This window comes from Halomonas sp. OfavH-34-E (genome assembly GCF_024124525.1).
Taxonomy (GTDB): Bacteria; Pseudomonadota; Gammaproteobacteria; order Pseudomonadales; family Halomonadaceae; genus Halomonas; species Halomonas litopenaei.
Genome location: NZ_JAMXRY010000007.1, coordinates 1 through 16,429, shown reverse-complemented (window position 1 = coordinate 16,429; position 16,429 = coordinate 1). Strand labels below are relative to the sequence as shown.

Below are 16,429 nucleotides of genomic sequence, written 5' to 3'. Positions count from 1 at the left end.
AGCCCGATACGACCTTCGTCTAACCCCTGTTTATGTAGTAATTTAACAACCAAAACTGCTACCTTTAGACCATGGTGCTGTGCCGGGGATGTGGCAGGGTATAGCATCAAATTTTTTGCGCAAGCCGTATGATCCAGAAAGATCAAGGCAACTTTGGCGCTACAACGCGGAGGATCCCGCATGCAAGACACTCAGTTGCTCAACGAGGGCCTCAGCCTGATGGCGCTCGGCATGGGTTTTGTTTTTGTTTTTCTTACGGTGCTGGTGATCACCACCACGCTGATGTCTCGTGTCATCGGTCGCTACTTTCCCGAACCGGTGCCGGTCGAGGCGCCCAAGCGCGGGGCGGCACCCGCCGCGCCGGGACAGGACGATGCGGTGATGGCGGCGATCTCGGCCGCGGTTCACCGCTACCGCCAGCGTCGCTGAGGTCGTCCGTACCAGGCGACGACCCTGACCGTGAATTTCGACAAAGCGCTTCATAACGATAAGGACCCAGCCATGAGCGAATCTGCACGCCCGCTAGGCATCACCGATGTCGTGCTACGCGACGCCCATCAGTCTCTGTTCGCCACCCGCATGCGTATCGACGACATGCTGCCCATCGCCGAGAAGCTCGACAAGATCGGCTTCTGGTCGCTGGAATCCTGGGGCGGCGCCACCTTTGACGCCTGTATCCGCTACCTCGGCGAAGATCCGTGGGAGCGGATACGGGCGTTGAAGGAGGCCATGCCCAATACGCCCCAGCAGATGTTGCTGCGGGGCCAGAACCTGTTGGGCTATCGCCACTACGCCGATGACGTGGTCGACCGCTTCGTCGAGCGCGCCAAGACCAACGGGGTCGATGTCTTCCGCGTGTTCGATGCGATGAACGACCCACGTAACCTTGAGCGTGCGATCCAGGCGGTCAAGGCCAACGATGGCCATGCTCAGGGTACCATCTCCTACACCAAGAGCCCGGTGCACACCCTGGACAGCTGGGTGGAATTGGCCAAGTCCATCGCCGACATGGGCGCCGACTCCCTGGCGATCAAGGACATGGCGGGGCTTCTGACTCCCTATGACGCCTTCGAGCTTGTCACCAAACTCAAGTCGGCGCTGAATATTCGCATCCATCTGCACTGCCACGCCACTACCGGGCTTTCGTCGGCGACCGCGCTCAAGGCCGCCGAGGCAGGCGTCGACAACGTCGATACCGCCATCTCCTCGATGTCGATGACCTACGGCCACAGCCCCACCGAATCGCTGGTGGCGATGCTCAAGGGCACCGAGCGCGATACCGGCCTGGATCTGGAAGCCCTGGAAGATATCGCCGCCTATTTCCGTGAGGTGCGCAAGAAGTACGCCGCTTTCGAGGGCTCGCTCAAGGGCATCGACTCGCGCATTCTGGTGGCCCAGGTGCCCGGTGGCATGCTCACCAACATGGAAGGCCAGTTGAAGGAGCAGGGCGCCGGTGACCGTCTCGACGAGGTGCTCAAGGAGATTCCTCGGGTCCGTGAAGACCTCGGCTATATTCCGCTGGTGACCCCCACCTCCCAGATCGTCGGCACCCAGGCGGTGATGAACGTGATGATGGGGGAGCGCTACAAGTCCATCTCCAAGGAGGTGCAGGCGCTGCTCAAGGGCGAGTACGGCGCTGCGCCGGCGGACTTCGACAGCGAATTGCAGAGCCGGGTGCTGGACGGTGCCTCGCCGATCACCGAGCGTCCTGCGGATCGGCTGGATCCCGAGATGTCGCGGTTGACCGATGAGCTGGCCGCCAAGGCCAAGGACGACAGCATCCGCCTGGCCGAAGGCGAGCGTCAGGTAGACGACGTTCTGACCTACGCACTGTTCCCGCAGATCGGGCTCAAGTTCCTCAAGAACCGTGACAACCCCGACGCCTTCGAACCTGCGCCTAGCGTCGAGGCGGCGACGCCCGCTGCGCCCGCCAAGGCGCCGGCGGCCAAGGCTGGTACCGCCGGACCCGAGACCTACACCGTCAAGGTCAACGGCACCGCCTACGTGGTCGAGGTCGCCGAGGGTGGCGACATTTCCCAGGTCAAGGAAGCGCCCGCCGCTGGCTCTTCTGACGCTGCACCGGCGGCGCCGGCAGCTTCCTCCGGCGAGACCATCGATGCACCGCTGGCCGGCAACATCTTCAAGGTCAACGTCAAGCCCGGCGACAGCGTGGCCGAGGGTGACGTGGTGGTCATCCTCGAGGCGATGAAGATGGAGACCGAGGTCCGCGCTGCTGCTGCCGGCACCGTGTCTGACGTCCAGGTCGCCGAGGGCGACAGCGTCTCCGTCGGCGACACCCTGATCGTGCTTTAAGGACCTCCCATGGAGAAGATTCTGACCCTATGGTACGGCTCCGGGCTGTACAACCTGACCCTGGGCCAGGCGGTGATGCTGGTGGTGGGCCTGCTGCTCTTGTGGCTGGCCATCTCCAAGAAGTTCGAACCGCTGTTGCTGGTGCCGATCGGCTTCGGCGGCATCCTGGCCAATATTCCCGAGGCAGGGCTGGCGTTGTCGGCGGCAGAGCAGGCGGCCCACCTGGGCCGTCCCGAGCTGCTGGCGCAGATGGCCCAGGCGCTCGGCACCAGCCTGCCAGCGGGCGCCGACGTGGATACCTGGCGCTACGCCATCAGCGAGACGCTGCACGGTGATATCTCGCCGGCGCTGCTTCGTACCGCCAACGACCTGGCCATGGATGGGGGCTATTCCCATGGCATGCTGTATCAGTTCTACAGCGTGGCCATCGCCTCCGGTATCGCGCCGCTGGTGATCTTCATGGGGGTCGGCGCGATGACCGACTTCGGTCCGCTGCTGGCCAACCCGCGCACCCTGTTCCTCGGCGCCGCCGCCCAGTTCGGCATCTTCGCCACTCTGATCGGGGCGGTGGGCATGACCGCCATGGGCTGGATGGACTTCAGCCTCAACCAGGCTGCGGCTATCGGCATCATCGGTGGAGCCGACGGTCCGACCTCGATCTATGTCTCGAGCATCCTGGCCCCCGAGCTGCTGGGTGCCATCGCGGTGGCGTCCTACTCCTACATGGCGCTGGTGCCGTTGATCCAGCCGCCGATCATGAAGGCGTTGACCACCCAGAAGGAGCGCAGCATCGCCATGACCCAGCTGCGTCCGGTGTCGAAGCTCGAGAAGATCGTGTTTCCGCTGGCACTGCTGATCCTGGTGGTATTGTTTCTGCCGGATGCGGCGCCGCTGCTCGGGATGTTCTGCTTCGGCAACCTGATGCGTGAGTGCGGGGTGGTCGAACGGCTCTCGGACACGGCGCAGAACGCCCTGATCAACATCGTGACCATCTTCCTCGGACTGTCGGTGGGCTCCAAGCTGATGGCCGACCGCTTCCTGGCGGTGGAGACCCTGGGCATCCTCGGGCTCGGCATGGTGGCCTTTGCCATCGGCACCGCCTGCGGTGTGCTGATGGCCAAGCTGCTAAACCTCATCAGCAAGCATCCGATCAACCCGTTGATCGGCTCCGCCGGTGTCTCGGCGGTGCCCATGGCGGCGCGGGTGTCCAACAAGGTGGGGCTCGAGTCCAATCCCCACAACTTCCTGCTGATGCACGCAATGGGACCCAATGTTGCGGGCGTTATCGGCTCGGCAGTGGCCGCCGGGGTGATGATCAAGTACTTGGGATGATGGTCCCGGGATGATGGTCAAGTACCTGGGCTAAACTCATCCGGGCGATGGGCCCACTCCCTATGAGCCACAGGCGTTCGCCGGCGTCATCGGCTTGGCGGTAGCCGCCGGGGTGATGATCAAGTACCTGGGCCAGGGTCATCCGGGCCCGTAGCCCAGGTTTGACCGAACGCAGCGCCCCCGCCGCAAGGTGGGGGCGCTGCTTTTGTAGCTGACTCTGGTCGAGCCCGTCATCCCGCTTACATGCGATCGCCACGGTGCTGTCATGCGCGCTTTCTAGTCTGGCGGCTATTGCCACCGACGGAGGACGGGCATGATCGATGTCGAAAAGGCCTTGATGGCCAAGGTGCCGAAGGCACAGAGCTGGCCAGCCTGGTGTCGCCGCCTGTTGAGCGCCGGCCTCAAGGGCCTGGTGCACGAGCGCGAGATCAATGCCTTTCTCGAGCGTCATCGCCGCGCCGGAGGGCTCGAGTTCATCGACGCGGTGCTCGATCAGCTGAACTTCGGCTATTCGCTGTCGTCGCGTGATCGCGACAACATTCCGGTCGCCGGCAGGGTGGTGATCGTTGCCAATCATCCCCTCGGTGCTCTGGATGGGCTGGCGCTGGTACGCATGGTGGCGGATGTACGCCCTGACGTGAAGATCGTCGCCAATGATCTGTTGATGCAGCTTTCGCCGTTGGCACCCTTGCTGCTGCCGGTGGACAACCTGTCGCGCCGGGGCTTTCGCAAGAGCCTGCAGGGCATCGTCGATGCCCTCGACGATGAACAGGCGGTGATCGTCTTCCCCGCCGGCGAGGTGTCGCGGGCGGGACCCAAGGGGGTAAAGGACGGCAACTGGCTGTCGGGTTTCCTGCACGCGGCCCGGCGCACCAATGCGCCGATCCTGCCGGTGCACGTGGGCGGTCGCAACTCCTCGCTGTTCTATTCGTTGGCCTCGCTGTACTCGCCGCTGGGCACGCTGCTGTTGCCCCACGAGATGTTTCGCCAGAAAGGGCGGCACATCACGCTCAAGGTGGGGGGCGAGATCCCGCTGTCACGCTTCGACCGCGAGGACCTGGCCACCGTCGCCAAGCTCAAGCTGTTGCGCAAGCACGTCTACCGTCTGGGGCGGGGACGCAAGGGCGTGTTTGTCTCCGAGGCCGGTATCGCCCATCCGGAAAATCGCCAGCACCTGCGAGAGGAGCTGGTCGACGCCGAGGTGCTGGGCAGGACGCCTGACGGCAAGCAGATCCTGCTGTTTGACCATCGTCCCGACTCTGCGGTGATGCGTGAGATCGGGCGGCTGCGTGAAATTGCCTTTCGCCGGGTCGGCGAGGGCACCGGCAAGAAGCGGGATCTGGACGAGTACGACGAGCACTATCGTCATCTGGTGCTGTGGGACGATCGTGACCTGGAAATCGCCGGGGCCTATCGTCTCGGTGAGGTCGGGCGCATCCTCGATAGCAAAGGCATCGAAGGGCTCTACAGCGCCACCATCTTTCATCTCGAACAGGCGCCGATGGATCGCTGGCGCCACGGGCTGGAGCTGGGCCGCAGCTTTGTCCAGCCACGCTACTGGGGACGTCGCAGTCTCGACTATCTCTGGCATGGTCTTGGCGCCTACCTGCGCCATCATCCCGAGGTGCGCTGGCTGTTCGGGCCGGTGACCATTCCCAATCATCTACCGCCCCTGGCCAAGGACCTGCTGGTCAGCTACTACCGGCACTACCACGGGGACGGTGACAGCCCGATCCGGGCCAAGGCGGTGTGCACGATGTCGCGCGCCGGGCGCGAGGAGGCGGATCGGCTGTTCGCCGGCAACGATGCCGGCGAGGACTTTCAGCGCTTGAAAGGCGCCCTGCAGGCCATGGGGGCGGGGGTGCCGGCGCTCTACAAGCAGTACGTGGAGGTGGCCGAACCCGGTGGCGTCAGCTTCAAGGCCTTCGGCGTGGATACCGCCTTCGGCTACTGCATCGATGGCCTGGTGGTGGTCGACGTGGCACGGCTCAAGGCCGACAAGCGCAGACGCTATATCGGTGAAGACGCTGTCTCGTCTGGAGAGGAGGCTCTCACCAAGGACGAACACGCCGTCCTGGAGAGGCCGCTTTAGCAGGGGCTGCGTCGGACCGGCCCCGGAGGCGGAACAGATGGGGCGGGAAGGATGGATAGGGCTGGAGGCTCCCTCGACGTTAGCATCGAGCGGGCCTAGCCTGCCTGATGGTCCAGGGCCTCGATGCGGCCCTTGAGGCGAGTGCTGAGCTCGCTCAGGTCGGTGGACCGTTCACTGGGCCAGCCCAGGGTCAAGGTGACGCCTTCGGCCCCGTAGTCCACCGCCTGCACCGGGATATCCTGCCCCTGGCACCACTGCCGGGCGTCGGCCTCGCCGGCAAAGTCGACCCGTATCTTGAGTGGGCGGCGCTCGATGCATTCGCCCCTGGGCAGGCTTTCCAGCGCCGTGACCAGCGCCTGGGTATAGGCGCGGGCGAGTCCGCCGGTACCGAGTTTGGTGCCGCCGAAGTAGCGGGTCACCACCGCGCCCACCTGGCCGATGCCATCGCCATCGAGTGCCTGAAACATCGGTCGGCCGGCGGTACCGCCCGGCTCGCCGTCATCGGAGAAGCCAATGTGCACCTGCTCCCCGGGTGGGCCTGCGATGTAGGCGCTGCAATGATGGCTGGCATTGGGATGCTGCCTGCGAGCCTCGGCCAGCAGCACTTCGAAGTCCGCCACCTTGGGGGCGTGGGCCACCCAGGCGATAAAGCGGCTCTTTTCCACCTCGATCTCGCTTTCGTGCCACTCACCGGGGGCAAGCTCGGGTATCGGGTAGCGCATCAGGCGGCCATTTCTTCCTGGCGGGCGACACCCATGACCAGGCCCAGCACACGGATGTCACTGTTCTTCAGGTAGATCGGGGGCATGGTCTCGTTGGCCGGCTGCAGGCGAACACCATTCTTCTCGATATAGAGCTTTTTCAGGGTGACCTCCTGGTCATTGATCATCACCACCGCCGTTTCGCCGTTCTCGGCGCTTTCCTGGCGTTCGATGATGATCACATCGCCGTCGAAGATATTGCAATCGATCATCGAGTTGCCGCACACCTTGAGGGCGTAGGTGTTGCGCCTGACCATGCGCGATGGCACCTGGAGGGTGGCGTTGTCCAGGCAGGCCTCGATCGGCATGCCGGCGGATACCTGCCCCAGCAGGGGGACCTCCACCAGGGCATCCGAGGTGGAGTCGACGGGTGCCCAGCTGTCGGCGATGGGCAGGTTGGGCAGGCGTTCGAGGAACTGGCAAGTCGCGATATCCATGGCGCGGGGTCTCCCTTGTTGTGAGGGTCGGGCTGTCACGGGATGGAGTAGCGGGTGGCGATTGGTGTCAACGTCGAGGGATCTTGATACTGTCGATTCATACAGTATGTGAAAGATAGCAGGCCTCGCCGCTCGTGCAAGTGCCATGGATCAACGAAAGGTGCATTGCCTGTGCGATTGCGGCTGTCAGCTGCGCTGGCTGTCTGGTTCGGGTAGTGCAATCGGTGTAAAGTCTGTGCGTGATTTGCTGCCCCGTCCCTGGTTGTGGAGTGCCCTTTGCGTCTGTGTCTTGAAGCCCGACAACTGGCCTGTGAGCGCGATGGCCGCTGGTTGTTTCGAGGATTGGATGTTGTCCTCAAGGCGGGGGAAGTGCTCCGAGTCGAGGGACCCAACGGCAGTGGCAAGACCACGCTGTTGAAGATCCTGTGCGGCCAGATCGCCGACGTCGATGGAGAGGTGCGCTGGCAGGGGCGGGCGCTGCCCCGCGCCCGCGCCGACCTGCTGGCCAACCTGCTGTATCTGGGCCATGCCCCGGGTATCAAGGCCAACCTGAGTGCCCTGGAAAACCTGCGTTGGTATCAGGCGCTGGGGGGCGAGGGGCGCCCCGATGCCGAGCTCGAGGCGGCCCTGGCCGAAGTCGGCCTGGCCGGCTTCGAGGACGTCCCCACCGCCCAGCTATCGGCCGGCCAGAAGCGCCGGGTGACCCTGGCTCGTCTGGTGTCGAGTCGCCGTGCCCTGTGGGTGCTGGACGAACCTTTTACCGCGATCGATGTGGCCGGCGTGGCCGCCCTGGAGCGCCGCCTGGCCAACCATGCCGCCAGCGGCGGCGCGGTGCTGGTCACCACCCACCATCCGCTGTCCAATGTGCCTGGCGTGCGCCGGCTGACCCTGGACGGACAACGACAGGTGGCTTCATGAACACGCCGACGTCTGGGTCGATCGAAGCCGCCGAGCCGGTCAGAGAGGCCGGTGATGGCCTTGGCCGCGCGATGGCTGCCACCTTCCGCCGTGACTTGACGGCGGTCGCCCGTCGACCGGGTGACGCCCTGACCCCGCTGGTGTTCTTCGCCATGGTGATCACCCTGTTTCCGCTGGGGATCTCGCCGGAACCCGAACGCCTGGCGCTGATCGCCCCTGGCGTGTTGTGGGTGGCCGCCTTGCTGTCGGCACTGCTATCGCTGGACGGCTTGTTTCGTGGCGACTTCGAGGACGGCACCCTTGAGCAACTATTGCTTGCACCGCACCCGCTGTCGCTGCTGGTGCTGGCCAAGGTCGCCGTGCACTGGTTGACCACCGGGCTGCCGCTGGCGTTGATGGCCCCCTTGCTGGGGGTGCTGCTGGCATTGCCCCAGGGCAGCTACCTGGCGCTGAGCGCGACCCTGGCACTGGGAAGTGGCTGCATCAGCCTGATCGGTGCCATCGGTGCAGGGCTGACGGTAGGGCTGGCGCGTGGTGGCATGCTGCTGTCGCTTCTGGTGTTGCCACTTTTCATGCCGGTGCTGATCTTCGGCACCGGCGCCATGGGCGCGGCGCTGGGCGGCGGGGAATGGCTGGGGCACCTGGCGGTGATCGGCGCGCTGTTGTCGGTAGCGCTGATGGCCGCTCCTGTGGCCATTGCCGCGTCGCTGCGCATCAGTATCCATGGTTGATCGGGCCGTCGTGGCCATCACGAATTCAAGGTTGATCGAGGTACAACGCTCATGTGGGCCTTCTTTCACAAGCTGGGATCGCCGCGCTGGTTCTACGGCATAGCCGCGCGTCTCTCTCCCTGGTGCTGGGCGCTGGCGCTGGCGCTGATCCTGGTCGGCAGCGTCTGGGGGCTGGCCTTCGCTCCGGCGGACTACCAGCAGGGCAACAGCTTTCGCATCATCTACGTGCACGTGCCTGCGGCCTTCCTGGCCCAGTCGATCTTCATGGCGCTGGCCGCCTCCGGCTTCGTGTTCATGGTCTGGAAGATCAAGATCGCCGACATGGCGGCAGCGATGATGGCGCCGCTGGGCGCCGCCATGACCGCCATCGCCTTGCTGTCGGGGTCGGTCTGGGGCAAGCCTACCTGGGGCACCTGGTGGCAGTGGGACGCCCGCCTTACCTCGATGCTGATCCTGCTGTTTCTGTATCTTGGCGTGATGCTGATCCGGCGCGCCTTCGCCCGCCCCCAGAGCGGCGCCAAGGCGGCGTCGGTGCTGGCCATGGTGGGGGTGATCAACATACCCATCATCAAGTACTCGGTGGAGTGGTGGAACACCTTGCACCAGCCCGCCAGCTTCACCATCACCGAGCGCCCGGCGATGCCGGTCGAGATGTGGATGCCGCTGTTGATCATGGTGCTGGGGTTCTACGCCTTCTTCGCGGCCTTCACCCTGACCCGCACCCGTACCGAGATCCTGCGCCGTGAAGGCCACAAGCGCTGGGTGAAAGAGCTGTTCGAGGAGCGTCCATGATGGCTTTCGAATCGCTGGCCGAGCTGGTCAGCATGGGCAGCCACGGCCCCTATGTGTGGACCGCCTGGGGTGCGACCCTGGGCTTTCTGCTGTTGAGCGTGATTCTGGTTCGCGGTGAAAGCCGCGGTGTTCGGCGCACCTTGCGCCGCCGGCTGAGGCGTGACGCCGCGGTCGCAAGTTCCCCCTCGGAGGATCAAGATGAGGGCTAAACGCCGAAATAAGATGCTGCTGGTGCTTGGACTGGTGGCGCTGTGTGCGGTGGCGGTGGGACTGACGCTGTACGCCCTGCGCTCCAACATCAACCTGTTCTTCAGCCCGGTGCAGATTGCCGCTGGAGAAGCCCCCGTGGACCGGCAGCTACGTGCCGGCGGGATGGTCAAGGAAGGCAGCGTCCATCGTGACAGTGACAGCCTGGACGTCAGCTTCGTGGTCACCGACTACGTCGACGATGTCGAGGTGCGCTACAGTGGCATCCTGCCGGACCTGTTTCGCGAGGGGCAGGGCGTGGTGGTGGTCGGCGAACTGACCGGCGACGGCTATATCGCGGCCGACAAGGTGCTGGCCAAGCACGACGAGAACTATATGCCGCCCGAGGTCGCCGAGGCATTGGAAGACGCCGGCTATTCGCCGGCAGACTACAAGCAGGCGGGCCCAGGCACGTCGCAGTAGGCTTCGTGCATCGACAAAAAAGGTATCCCGACAACAGGGCTCCGTGGTGCGGGGCCTTGTTTGCCCGAGGGGGCAGGGCCGAAGGCGTTTCTTCGGGCCAGGATGGGACAGGGTCAATCGACCATAACGCAGGCGTTCCGGGCCCATGGGCCCACGCGAATCAGTCGCAGAGCCAGGCGCCAGTGGACTGACGCGGACGGAAGGCGGGCCAAGGTGAATCCATGCTGATCAAGATGATTCCGGAAATCGGACACTACGCGCTGATCGTGGCGCTGCTGATGGCCTGCGTGCAGGCGGTGCTGCCGCTGGCCGGGGCTGCCACTCGGCGCCCGCTGTGGATGGCCTACGCGCGGCCGATGGCGGCGGGCCAGCTGGCCTTTCTGTTGATCGCTTATGGCTGTCTGACGGCGAGCTACATGCTCGATGACTTCAGCGTGGTCAACGTCGCCAACAACGCCAACTCGCTATTGCCCTGGTACTACAAGTTCAGCGCGGTGTGGGGCAACCACGAAGGCTCGGTGCTGCTGTGGAGCCTGATCCTCGGTGTCTGGACCTTCGCCGTGGGCTGCTTCTCCCGGGGGCTGCCACCGGATATGGTGGCGCGCGTGCTTGGCGTGATGGGGCTGGTCAGCGTGGGCTTTCTGGCCTTTGTGCTGATCACTTCCAACCCCTTCGAGCGTTCGCTACCGAATATCCCCGCCGACGGCGCCGACCTCAATCCGCTGCTGCAGGACGTCGGTCTGATCATCCATCCGCCGATGCTGTACATGGGTTACGTGGGCTTCAGCGTGGTCTTCGCCTTTGCCATCGCTGCGCTGCTGGGCGGACGCCTGGATAGCGCCTGGACCCGTTGGGTGCGCCCCTGGACCAATATCGCCTGGGCCTTTCTCACCGTCGGCATCGCGCTCGGTAGCTGGTGGGCCTACTACGAATTGGGCTGGGGCGGCTGGTGGTTCTGGGACCCGGTGGAGAACGCCTCGCTGCTGCCCTGGCTCGCCGGCACCGCGCTGATCCACTCCCTGGCGGTGACCGAAAAGCGCGGCACCTTCAAGAGCTGGACGGTGCTGCTGGCGATCACCACCTTCTCGCTGTCGCTGATGGGCACCTTCCTGGTGCGCTCAGGGGTGCTGACCTCGGTGCACGCCTTCGCCAATGATCCTTCGCGGGGCCTGTTCATTCTGGTGCTGCTGGGCATCACCGTGGGCCTGTCACTGTTGATCTTCGCCCTGCGCGCGCCACGGGTCAGCCAGCCCGGCGGCTTCAACTGGGTATCCCGCGATGCCCTGTTGCTGGTCAACAACATCCTGCTGGTGGTGATGACGGTGACGGTGCTGCTCGGCACCGTCTATCCGCTGCTGCTCGACGCGCTGAACCTGGGCAAGATCAGCGTGGGGCCTCCCTACTTCAACGCCCTGTTCGTGCCCCTGACCGTATTGCTTTGTGTGTTCATGGGGCTTGGCCCCAGCGCCCGCTGGAAGCGCATGGCCGGGCGCGAGCTGCTGACCCGCCTGTGGATCGCCGGTCTCGGCGCCCTGGTCATCGGCGTGGCGGCGCCGCTGGTCTACACCGGGCAGTGGAACCTGAAGGCGTCGCTGGGCCTGGTCGCGGCGCTGTGGCTGGTGCTGTCGCTGGTGCGCGACCTGTGGGGCAAGACCTCCCGAGCTGGCTCGCGCCTTGGCGCCCTCAAGCGCCTGACGCCAGCCTACTGGGGCATGGTGCTCGGCCATCTGGGGCTTGCCGTGACCATCATCGGGGTCGCCCTGGTGTCCAACTATTCGGTGGAGCGCAACGTGCGCATGAATGTCGGTGACCGCGTCGAGGTCAACGGAATCGGCTTTCACATGACGGCGCTGGACGAGCGCCGTGGGCCGAACTATGTCTCCGACGCGGCCACCATCGAGGTGACCCGAGAGGGCGCCAGCGCAAGCTTCGAGATGCACCCGGAGAAGCGCCTGTACATCGCGCGCGGCATGCCGATGACCCAGGTGGCGCTGCGGCCTGGCCTGTTCCATGACCTCTACGTGGCCATGGGCGAGGAGCTCGACGACGGCAGCTGGGCGCTCAGGGTGCAGATCAAGCCCTTCGTGCGCTGGCTGTGGCTGGGCGCACTGCTGATGGCCGCCGGTGGCATCATCGCCGTCGCCGACAGGCGCTACCGTCGCCGCTTGAGCGTACGTGAGCCCGAACCTGTCGTGACGGCCAGGGAGGCCAGTGCATCATGAAAGATCGTCAGCCGCTGGCCTTCGCTCCTGTCATTGTCGTCACGGCCAGGGAGACCCGTGCATGAAACGTCGACTTCTATTGCTGTTGCCGCTGGTGCTGTTTCTGGCGCTCGGGATCTTTCTCTATCAGGGGCTGTCGATCAACCCCTTTGAACGGGAATCCGCGTTGATGGCCAGGGAGTTCCCCGACTTCGAGCTGTCGACCCTCGAGGAACCCGAGCGCAAGGTGAGCCAGGACGCGCTGTCCGGCGAGCTTTCCCTGGTCAATGTCTGGGGCAGCTGGTGTCCGACCTGTCGTCAGGAGATGCCGCAGCTTCTGGATCTGGCCGAGCGCGGGGTACGCCTGGTCGGGGTCGACTACAAGGAAGAAGGTGCCAGCGACGGTGAGCGCAGGGCCAGGGGACGCGCCTTCCTGACCCAGTTCGGCAATCCCTTCGAGTTCAATATCTTCGATCCCGAGGGTACCCTCGGCTTCGATCTCGGCGTCTACGGCGCTCCCGAGACCTTCCTGGTAGACGCCGAGGGGATCATTCGCTACCACCACACCGGCTATATCACCGCCGACGATGTGGAGAAGATCATCTTGCCGGAGGTGGAAAAATGGCGTTGATCGATCTGTGCGGCGCTAGCGGCGACGACCGCAGCGCCCGTGCACGTAATCTGCCTGGCTCGGGCCTTGGCTGGCTGGCGGGCATGGTGCTGGCGCTGTTGATGCTTGTCGCTGCGCTCGACGCTCGGGCGGAAGCCATCGAGGTACGCGGCTTCGACAACCCGGTGACCGAAAAGCGCTATCAGGAGCTGACCGCCACCCTGCGCTGCCCCAAGTGCGAGAACCAGGCGATCGGCGACTCCAACTCGCCGATCGCCGCCGACATGCGCGAGCGGGTCTACGCCCAGCTTCAGGACGGCCGCTCGGACAAGGAGATCATCGACTTCATGGTCCAGCGCTTCGGCGACTATGTCCTCTACAATCCGCGTCTCGAGGGACGCACCCTGCTGCTGTGGGGGCTGCCCGGCGCGCTGGTCGTCATCGGCGCCCTGGTGCTGTGGCTGATCATCCGCTCACGGCGACGCACCCAGGTACGCAGGCTGTCCGCCGAGGAGCAGGCGCGCCTGGACGACCTGATCGATAGAGAGGGATCCGCATGACCCTGTTATGGCTGGCCTTTGCCGTTCTGCTGCTGCTCGCGGCCTGGCTGCTGATCCTGCCCCTGCGCCGTGCGGCGAAGGTGGAACGCTGGCAACGTGCGCTGGAAGACAGCGATGACGCCGCCGCCCAGAACGTGGCGGTCTATCGTCGTCGGGTGGCGTCGCTGGAAGCGGCCAAGTCTCGGGGAGACATCGACGCAGCACGCTTCGACGAGGATCTCAGTGAACTCCAGCGCAGCCTGCTCGATGACACCGAGCGGCTCAAGCGCTCGCCGCTGAAGTCTGCCGCTGCGGGCAAGCTGGCGGTGCCGCTGGTGCTGGTGGCGGTGGTGGTGGTCAGCGTGCTGTGGTACCGCTGGGAGGGCGCCGAGGGCGACCTGGTGCTGTATCAGGCCATCGAAGAGGTACGCAACGACCCCGAGGCCAGCCTCGCGCTGATGATCCAGCGCCTCGAGCAGCAGGCCGAGAGCCAACCCGACAACCCTCGCGTGTGGCAGACGCTGTATCCGCTTTACCGCGACAGCGGCGCCTACGCCCAGGCCAGCGATGCCATCGAGCGTGTGCTTGCGCTGGAGGGGCGTTCACCCTGGTGGATCGGCGAGTTGGCCAAGATGCAGTATTTCATCAACGAAGGGCGGCTCGACGATCGCATTCTGGCGCTGTCCCGAGAGGCCAGTCGCGAGGCGCCGAATCTGCCCTCGGCCATGTGGTTTCTGGGGGTCGAGGCCTTCCAGCAGGACGACTACCAGGGCGCCCTGGGCTTCTGGCGGCGCGGTCTGTCGACGGCAGACGACTCGCCGTTGTCCGAGGCCATGCGCCAGGGCGTCGCCCAGGCCGAGCAACGCCTGGCCCCTGCGGCGAGCGAGCGCAATGTGCTGGTCAGCCTGTCGCTGGCCGACGAACTGGTCGGGCGTCTGGCGCCGGAGACCACGGTGTTCGTGGTGGCACGGGACAGCGAAGGCAAGCTGCCGCCGCTGGCCATCGAGCGCCTGACCCTGGCCGACCTGCCGGCCAGCCTGACCCTTGACGCCAGCGATGCCATGTCGCCCATGGCAAGCCTCGCGCAGGTCGATGAGGTACGTCTGCTGGCACGGGTATCGTCCAGCGGCCAGGCCCAGCCCCAGGCCGGCGATCTCATGGGTGAACGACAAGGGGTTGCAGTAGGCGGCCCGGACATGGATCCTGTCGCGCTTATCATCGATCGAGTGATTGAATAGTCCATGCGTCTGACGTCGATCCGGCTGGCCGGGTTCAAGTCCTTCGTCGATCCGGTCACGGTGCCCTTTGACGGCAACATGACCGCCATCGTCGGTCCCAACGGCTGCGGCAAGTCGAACATCATCGACGCCGTACGCTGGGTCATGGGCGAATCCTCGGCCAAGACCCTGCGTGGCGAGTCGATGACCGACGTCATCTTCAACGGCTCCACCGGGCGCAAGCCGGTGGGCATGGCCTCCATCGAGCTGACCTTCGACAACCGCGACGGCACCATGGGCGGGGTCTACGCCCAGTACGCCGAGATCTCGGTCAAGCGTCAGGTCACCCGGGACGCCCAGTCCAGCTACTTCTTCAACGGCCAGAAGTGTCGCCGACGCGACATCGCCGACCTGTTCCTGGGCACCGGCCTGGGGCCGCGCTCCTACGCCATCATCGGCCAGGGCATGATCTCGCGGCTGATCGAGGCGCGTCCCGAAGAGCTGCGCGCCACCCTGGAAGAGGCCGCCGGTATCTCCAAGTACAAGGAGCGCCGTCGCGAGACCGAAAATCGCATGCGTCGCACCCAGGAGAACCTGGACCGGCTCGACGATATCCGTGAGGAGCTGGACAAGCAGCTCGAGCGGCTCAAGCGTCAGGCCGAGGCGGCCAGACGCTACCAGTCGTTGAAAGAAGAAGAGCACCGGGTCAAGGGGGAGCTTGCGTTGTTGCGCGGACGCGCCTTGCGTGCCGCCCAGACCGAGCAGGACACCCGGGTGCGCGAGCTAGAGACCGCGGTGGAGCGCGAGGTGCTCGGCATGCGCCAGTGCGAGACCCGGCTGGAAGAGGCCCGCGCCGAGCACGATGGCCTGGCCTCTGAGCTCGACCAGCGCCAGGCACGCTTTTACGAGACCACCACCGCCATCGCCCGCCTCGAGCAGGAGCTCGAACACACCCGCTCCCGCGATCAGCAACTGGCGCGGGATCTCGAGAGTGCCCGCCGCGAGCTCGAGGAGCTCGATCGTCTCGGCGAGGACGACAGTCAGCGCCTGCTGGCCCTCGAGGATCGCCTGGAGACCCTGGGCCCCGAGCAGGAAGAACTGGCAGAGCAACTGGCCGAGCTGGAAGCGGCGCTGGAAGAGGCCGAGCCCGCGGTGGAGGAGGCCGACGCCGAATGGGAGGCCTTCAACGAACGCTGGCGCAGCGACAGCCACGAGGCCGAACGCACCCAGGACCGCCTGCGTGAGCTGGAAGCTCGGCTCGAGCGCATCGCCGCCGACCGTGCCAAGCGCCGTCAGCAGCTCGATGAATTGCCGGACCTGGCCGGCCTCAGCGCCCAGCGCGAAGAAGTGAAGAGTCAGCTGGCCGAGCACGAGGCCCGCGCCGAGGAGCTCGAGGAGCGTCGTGAACGGCTGATCGAGCAGCGAGATGCCAACCGTCGCGAGGTTGTCGAACATGACCGCGCGCGCGAGCAGGCGCTCTCCCGTCACAGCGCCCTGGGTGGCGAGATCGCCTCGCTGGAGGCGCTGATCGAGGCGGCCCTGGCCGACCACGACGAAAGCCTGGACCGGCACCTGGCCGAGCATGGCCTTGCCGAGGCGCCACGCCTGGGCGAATGCCTGAATGTCGAGCCCGGCTGGGAGGAGACGGTGTCCTGGGTGCTGGGTCCCTGGCTCAGGGCCCGCATGGCGTCGTCGAGTCACTGTCGTGAGGTGATGGCCTCGCCGCTTGCCGCCGAACTGGCACTGCTCGATTCAGAGGCCAGCGTCGACGCTGCCGGCGACAGCCTGGCGGCGAGGGTCAAGGGCGCCGGTGCGGC

The 16,429-nt window shown here is 65.4% G+C and carries 16 protein-coding genes; 14 read left to right on the top strand and 2 right to left on the bottom strand.

Annotated elements, in window-relative coordinates:
* Nucleotides 1–180: 180 nt before the first annotated feature.
* From NH448_RS04740 to NH448_RS04725, 4 genes are all read left to right on the top strand, one after another.
* A complete protein-coding gene (locus NH448_RS04740) occupies nucleotides 181–429 on the top strand; it encodes an OadG family transporter subunit (RefSeq protein ID WP_045991122.1) in 249 nt (82 codons plus the stop codon).
* A 72-nt stretch (nucleotides 430–501) separates the two neighbouring features.
* Nucleotides 502–2,313, top strand: a complete 1,812-nt coding sequence (gene oadA, locus NH448_RS04735) for a sodium-extruding oxaloacetate decarboxylase subunit alpha (protein WP_253028458.1) — start codon at nucleotides 502–504, stop codon at nucleotides 2,311–2,313.
* 9 nt (nucleotides 2,314–2,322) lie between these two features.
* On the top strand, nucleotides 2,323–3,645 hold the full coding sequence (locus NH448_RS04730; RefSeq protein WP_108449929.1) for a sodium ion-translocating decarboxylase subunit beta: 1,323 nt from the start codon (nucleotides 2,323–2,325) through the stop codon (nucleotides 3,643–3,645).
* Nucleotides 3,646–3,958: 313 nt separating this feature from the next.
* Nucleotides 3,959–5,737 carry a lysophospholipid acyltransferase family protein gene (locus NH448_RS04725; protein WP_213228544.1) on the top strand — a complete coding sequence of 593 codons (1,779 nt, stop codon included), beginning with the start codon at nucleotides 3,959–3,961 and terminating at the stop codon, nucleotides 5,735–5,737.
* Between the two features lie 95 nt (nucleotides 5,738–5,832).
* Here the strand turns inward: NH448_RS04725 and NH448_RS04720 are convergent, their stop codons facing one another.
* Nucleotides 5,833–6,459 carry a YigZ family protein gene (locus NH448_RS04720; protein WP_253028457.1) on the bottom strand — a complete coding sequence of 209 codons (627 nt, stop codon included), beginning with the start codon at nucleotides 6,457–6,459 and terminating at the stop codon, nucleotides 5,833–5,835.
* Complete coding sequence (gene lexA / locus NH448_RS04715) at nucleotides 6,459–6,935, bottom strand: transcriptional repressor LexA (protein ID WP_045991117.1); 477 nt, start codon at nucleotides 6,933–6,935, stop codon at nucleotides 6,459–6,461. Before lexA ends, NH448_RS04720 begins: the two co-directional genes overlap by 1 nt.
* Before the next feature lie 276 nt (nucleotides 6,936–7,211).
* Between lexA and ccmA the strand changes: the two genes are divergently transcribed.
* The 10 genes from ccmA to smc all read left to right on the top strand — a co-directional run.
* On the top strand, nucleotides 7,212–7,853 hold the full coding sequence (ccmA, locus tag NH448_RS04710; RefSeq protein ID WP_045991116.1) for a cytochrome c biogenesis heme-transporting ATPase CcmA: 642 nt from the start codon (nucleotides 7,212–7,214) through the stop codon (nucleotides 7,851–7,853).
* A complete protein-coding gene (gene ccmB, locus NH448_RS04705; RefSeq protein WP_108449932.1) occupies nucleotides 7,850–8,584 on the top strand; it encodes a heme exporter protein CcmB in 735 nt (244 codons plus the stop codon). Before ccmA ends, ccmB begins: the two co-directional genes overlap by 4 nt.
* Before the next feature lie 51 nt (nucleotides 8,585–8,635).
* Nucleotides 8,636–9,376 carry a heme ABC transporter permease gene (locus tag NH448_RS04700; RefSeq protein ID WP_045991114.1) on the top strand — a complete coding sequence of 247 codons (741 nt, stop codon included), beginning with the start codon at nucleotides 8,636–8,638 and terminating at the stop codon, nucleotides 9,374–9,376.
* The gene (ccmD, locus tag NH448_RS04695) at nucleotides 9,373–9,585 is read left to right on the top strand and encodes a heme exporter protein CcmD (RefSeq protein WP_231498600.1); all 213 of its coding nucleotides are present in this window, start codon (nucleotides 9,373–9,375) and stop codon (nucleotides 9,583–9,585) included. The genes NH448_RS04700 and ccmD overlap by 4 nt, the downstream gene beginning before the upstream one ends.
* Nucleotides 9,575–10,045, top strand: a complete 471-nt coding sequence (gene ccmE, locus NH448_RS04690) for a cytochrome c maturation protein CcmE (RefSeq protein WP_045991113.1) — start codon at nucleotides 9,575–9,577, stop codon at nucleotides 10,043–10,045. Before ccmD ends, ccmE begins: the two co-directional genes overlap by 11 nt.
* A 221-nt stretch (nucleotides 10,046–10,266) precedes the next feature.
* Nucleotides 10,267–12,267 carry a heme lyase CcmF/NrfE family subunit gene (locus NH448_RS04685; protein WP_124803422.1) on the top strand — a complete coding sequence of 667 codons (2,001 nt, stop codon included), beginning with the start codon at nucleotides 10,267–10,269 and terminating at the stop codon, nucleotides 12,265–12,267.
* 61 nt (nucleotides 12,268–12,328) lie between these two features.
* A complete protein-coding gene (locus tag NH448_RS04680) occupies nucleotides 12,329–12,877 on the top strand; it encodes a DsbE family thiol:disulfide interchange protein (RefSeq protein WP_045991111.1) in 549 nt (182 codons plus the stop codon).
* Nucleotides 12,878–12,960: 83 nt separating this feature from the next.
* Nucleotides 12,961–13,416: a cytochrome c-type biogenesis protein gene (locus NH448_RS04675; protein WP_108132542.1), complete on the top strand. Its 456-nt coding sequence runs from the start codon at nucleotides 12,961–12,963 to the stop codon at nucleotides 13,414–13,416.
* Complete coding sequence (ccmI, locus tag NH448_RS04670; RefSeq protein ID WP_253028456.1) at nucleotides 13,413–14,633, top strand: c-type cytochrome biogenesis protein CcmI; 1,221 nt, start codon at nucleotides 13,413–13,415, stop codon at nucleotides 14,631–14,633. Before NH448_RS04675 ends, ccmI begins: the two co-directional genes overlap by 4 nt.
* Before the next feature lie 3 nt (nucleotides 14,634–14,636).
* Nucleotides 14,637–16,429: chromosome segregation protein SMC (gene smc / locus NH448_RS04665; RefSeq protein WP_253028455.1), on the top strand; the 1,793-nt coding region annotated here is incomplete at its 3' end.

What these genes read in the sequence shown, in the direction of transcription:
- NH448_RS04740 (WP_045991122.1), top strand. Translation starts at nt 181, where the DNA reads ATGCAAGACACTCAGTTGCTCAACGAGGGCCTCAGCCTGATGGCGCTC.
- oadA (WP_253028458.1), top strand. Translation starts at nt 502, where the DNA reads ATGAGCGAATCTGCACGCCCGCTAGGCATCACCGATGTCGTGCTACGC.
- NH448_RS04730 (WP_108449929.1), top strand. Translation starts at nt 2,323, where the DNA reads ATGGAGAAGATTCTGACCCTATGGTACGGCTCCGGGCTGTACAACCTG.
- NH448_RS04725 (WP_213228544.1), top strand. Translation starts at nt 3,959, where the DNA reads ATGATCGATGTCGAAAAGGCCTTGATGGCCAAGGTGCCGAAGGCACAG.
- NH448_RS04720 (WP_253028457.1), bottom strand. Translation starts at nt 6,459, where the DNA reads ATGCGCTACCCGATACCCGAGCTTGCCCCCGGTGAGTGGCACGAAAGC.
- lexA (WP_045991117.1), bottom strand. Translation starts at nt 6,935, where the DNA reads ATGGATATCGCGACTTGCCAGTTCCTCGAACGCCTGCCCAACCTGCCC.
- ccmB (WP_108449932.1), top strand. Translation starts at nt 7,850, where the DNA reads ATGAACACGCCGACGTCTGGGTCGATCGAAGCCGCCGAGCCGGTCAGA.
- NH448_RS04700 (WP_045991114.1), top strand. Translation starts at nt 8,636, where the DNA reads ATGTGGGCCTTCTTTCACAAGCTGGGATCGCCGCGCTGGTTCTACGGC.
- ccmD (WP_231498600.1), top strand. Translation starts at nt 9,373, where the DNA reads ATGATGGCTTTCGAATCGCTGGCCGAGCTGGTCAGCATGGGCAGCCAC.
- ccmE (WP_045991113.1), top strand. Translation starts at nt 9,575, where the DNA reads ATGAGGGCTAAACGCCGAAATAAGATGCTGCTGGTGCTTGGACTGGTG.
- NH448_RS04685 (WP_124803422.1), top strand. Translation starts at nt 10,267, where the DNA reads ATGCTGATCAAGATGATTCCGGAAATCGGACACTACGCGCTGATCGTG.
- NH448_RS04680 (WP_045991111.1), top strand. Translation starts at nt 12,329, where the DNA reads ATGAAACGTCGACTTCTATTGCTGTTGCCGCTGGTGCTGTTTCTGGCG.
- NH448_RS04675 (WP_108132542.1), top strand. Translation starts at nt 12,961, where the DNA reads ATGGTGCTGGCGCTGTTGATGCTTGTCGCTGCGCTCGACGCTCGGGCG.
- ccmI (WP_253028456.1), top strand. Translation starts at nt 13,413, where the DNA reads ATGACCCTGTTATGGCTGGCCTTTGCCGTTCTGCTGCTGCTCGCGGCC.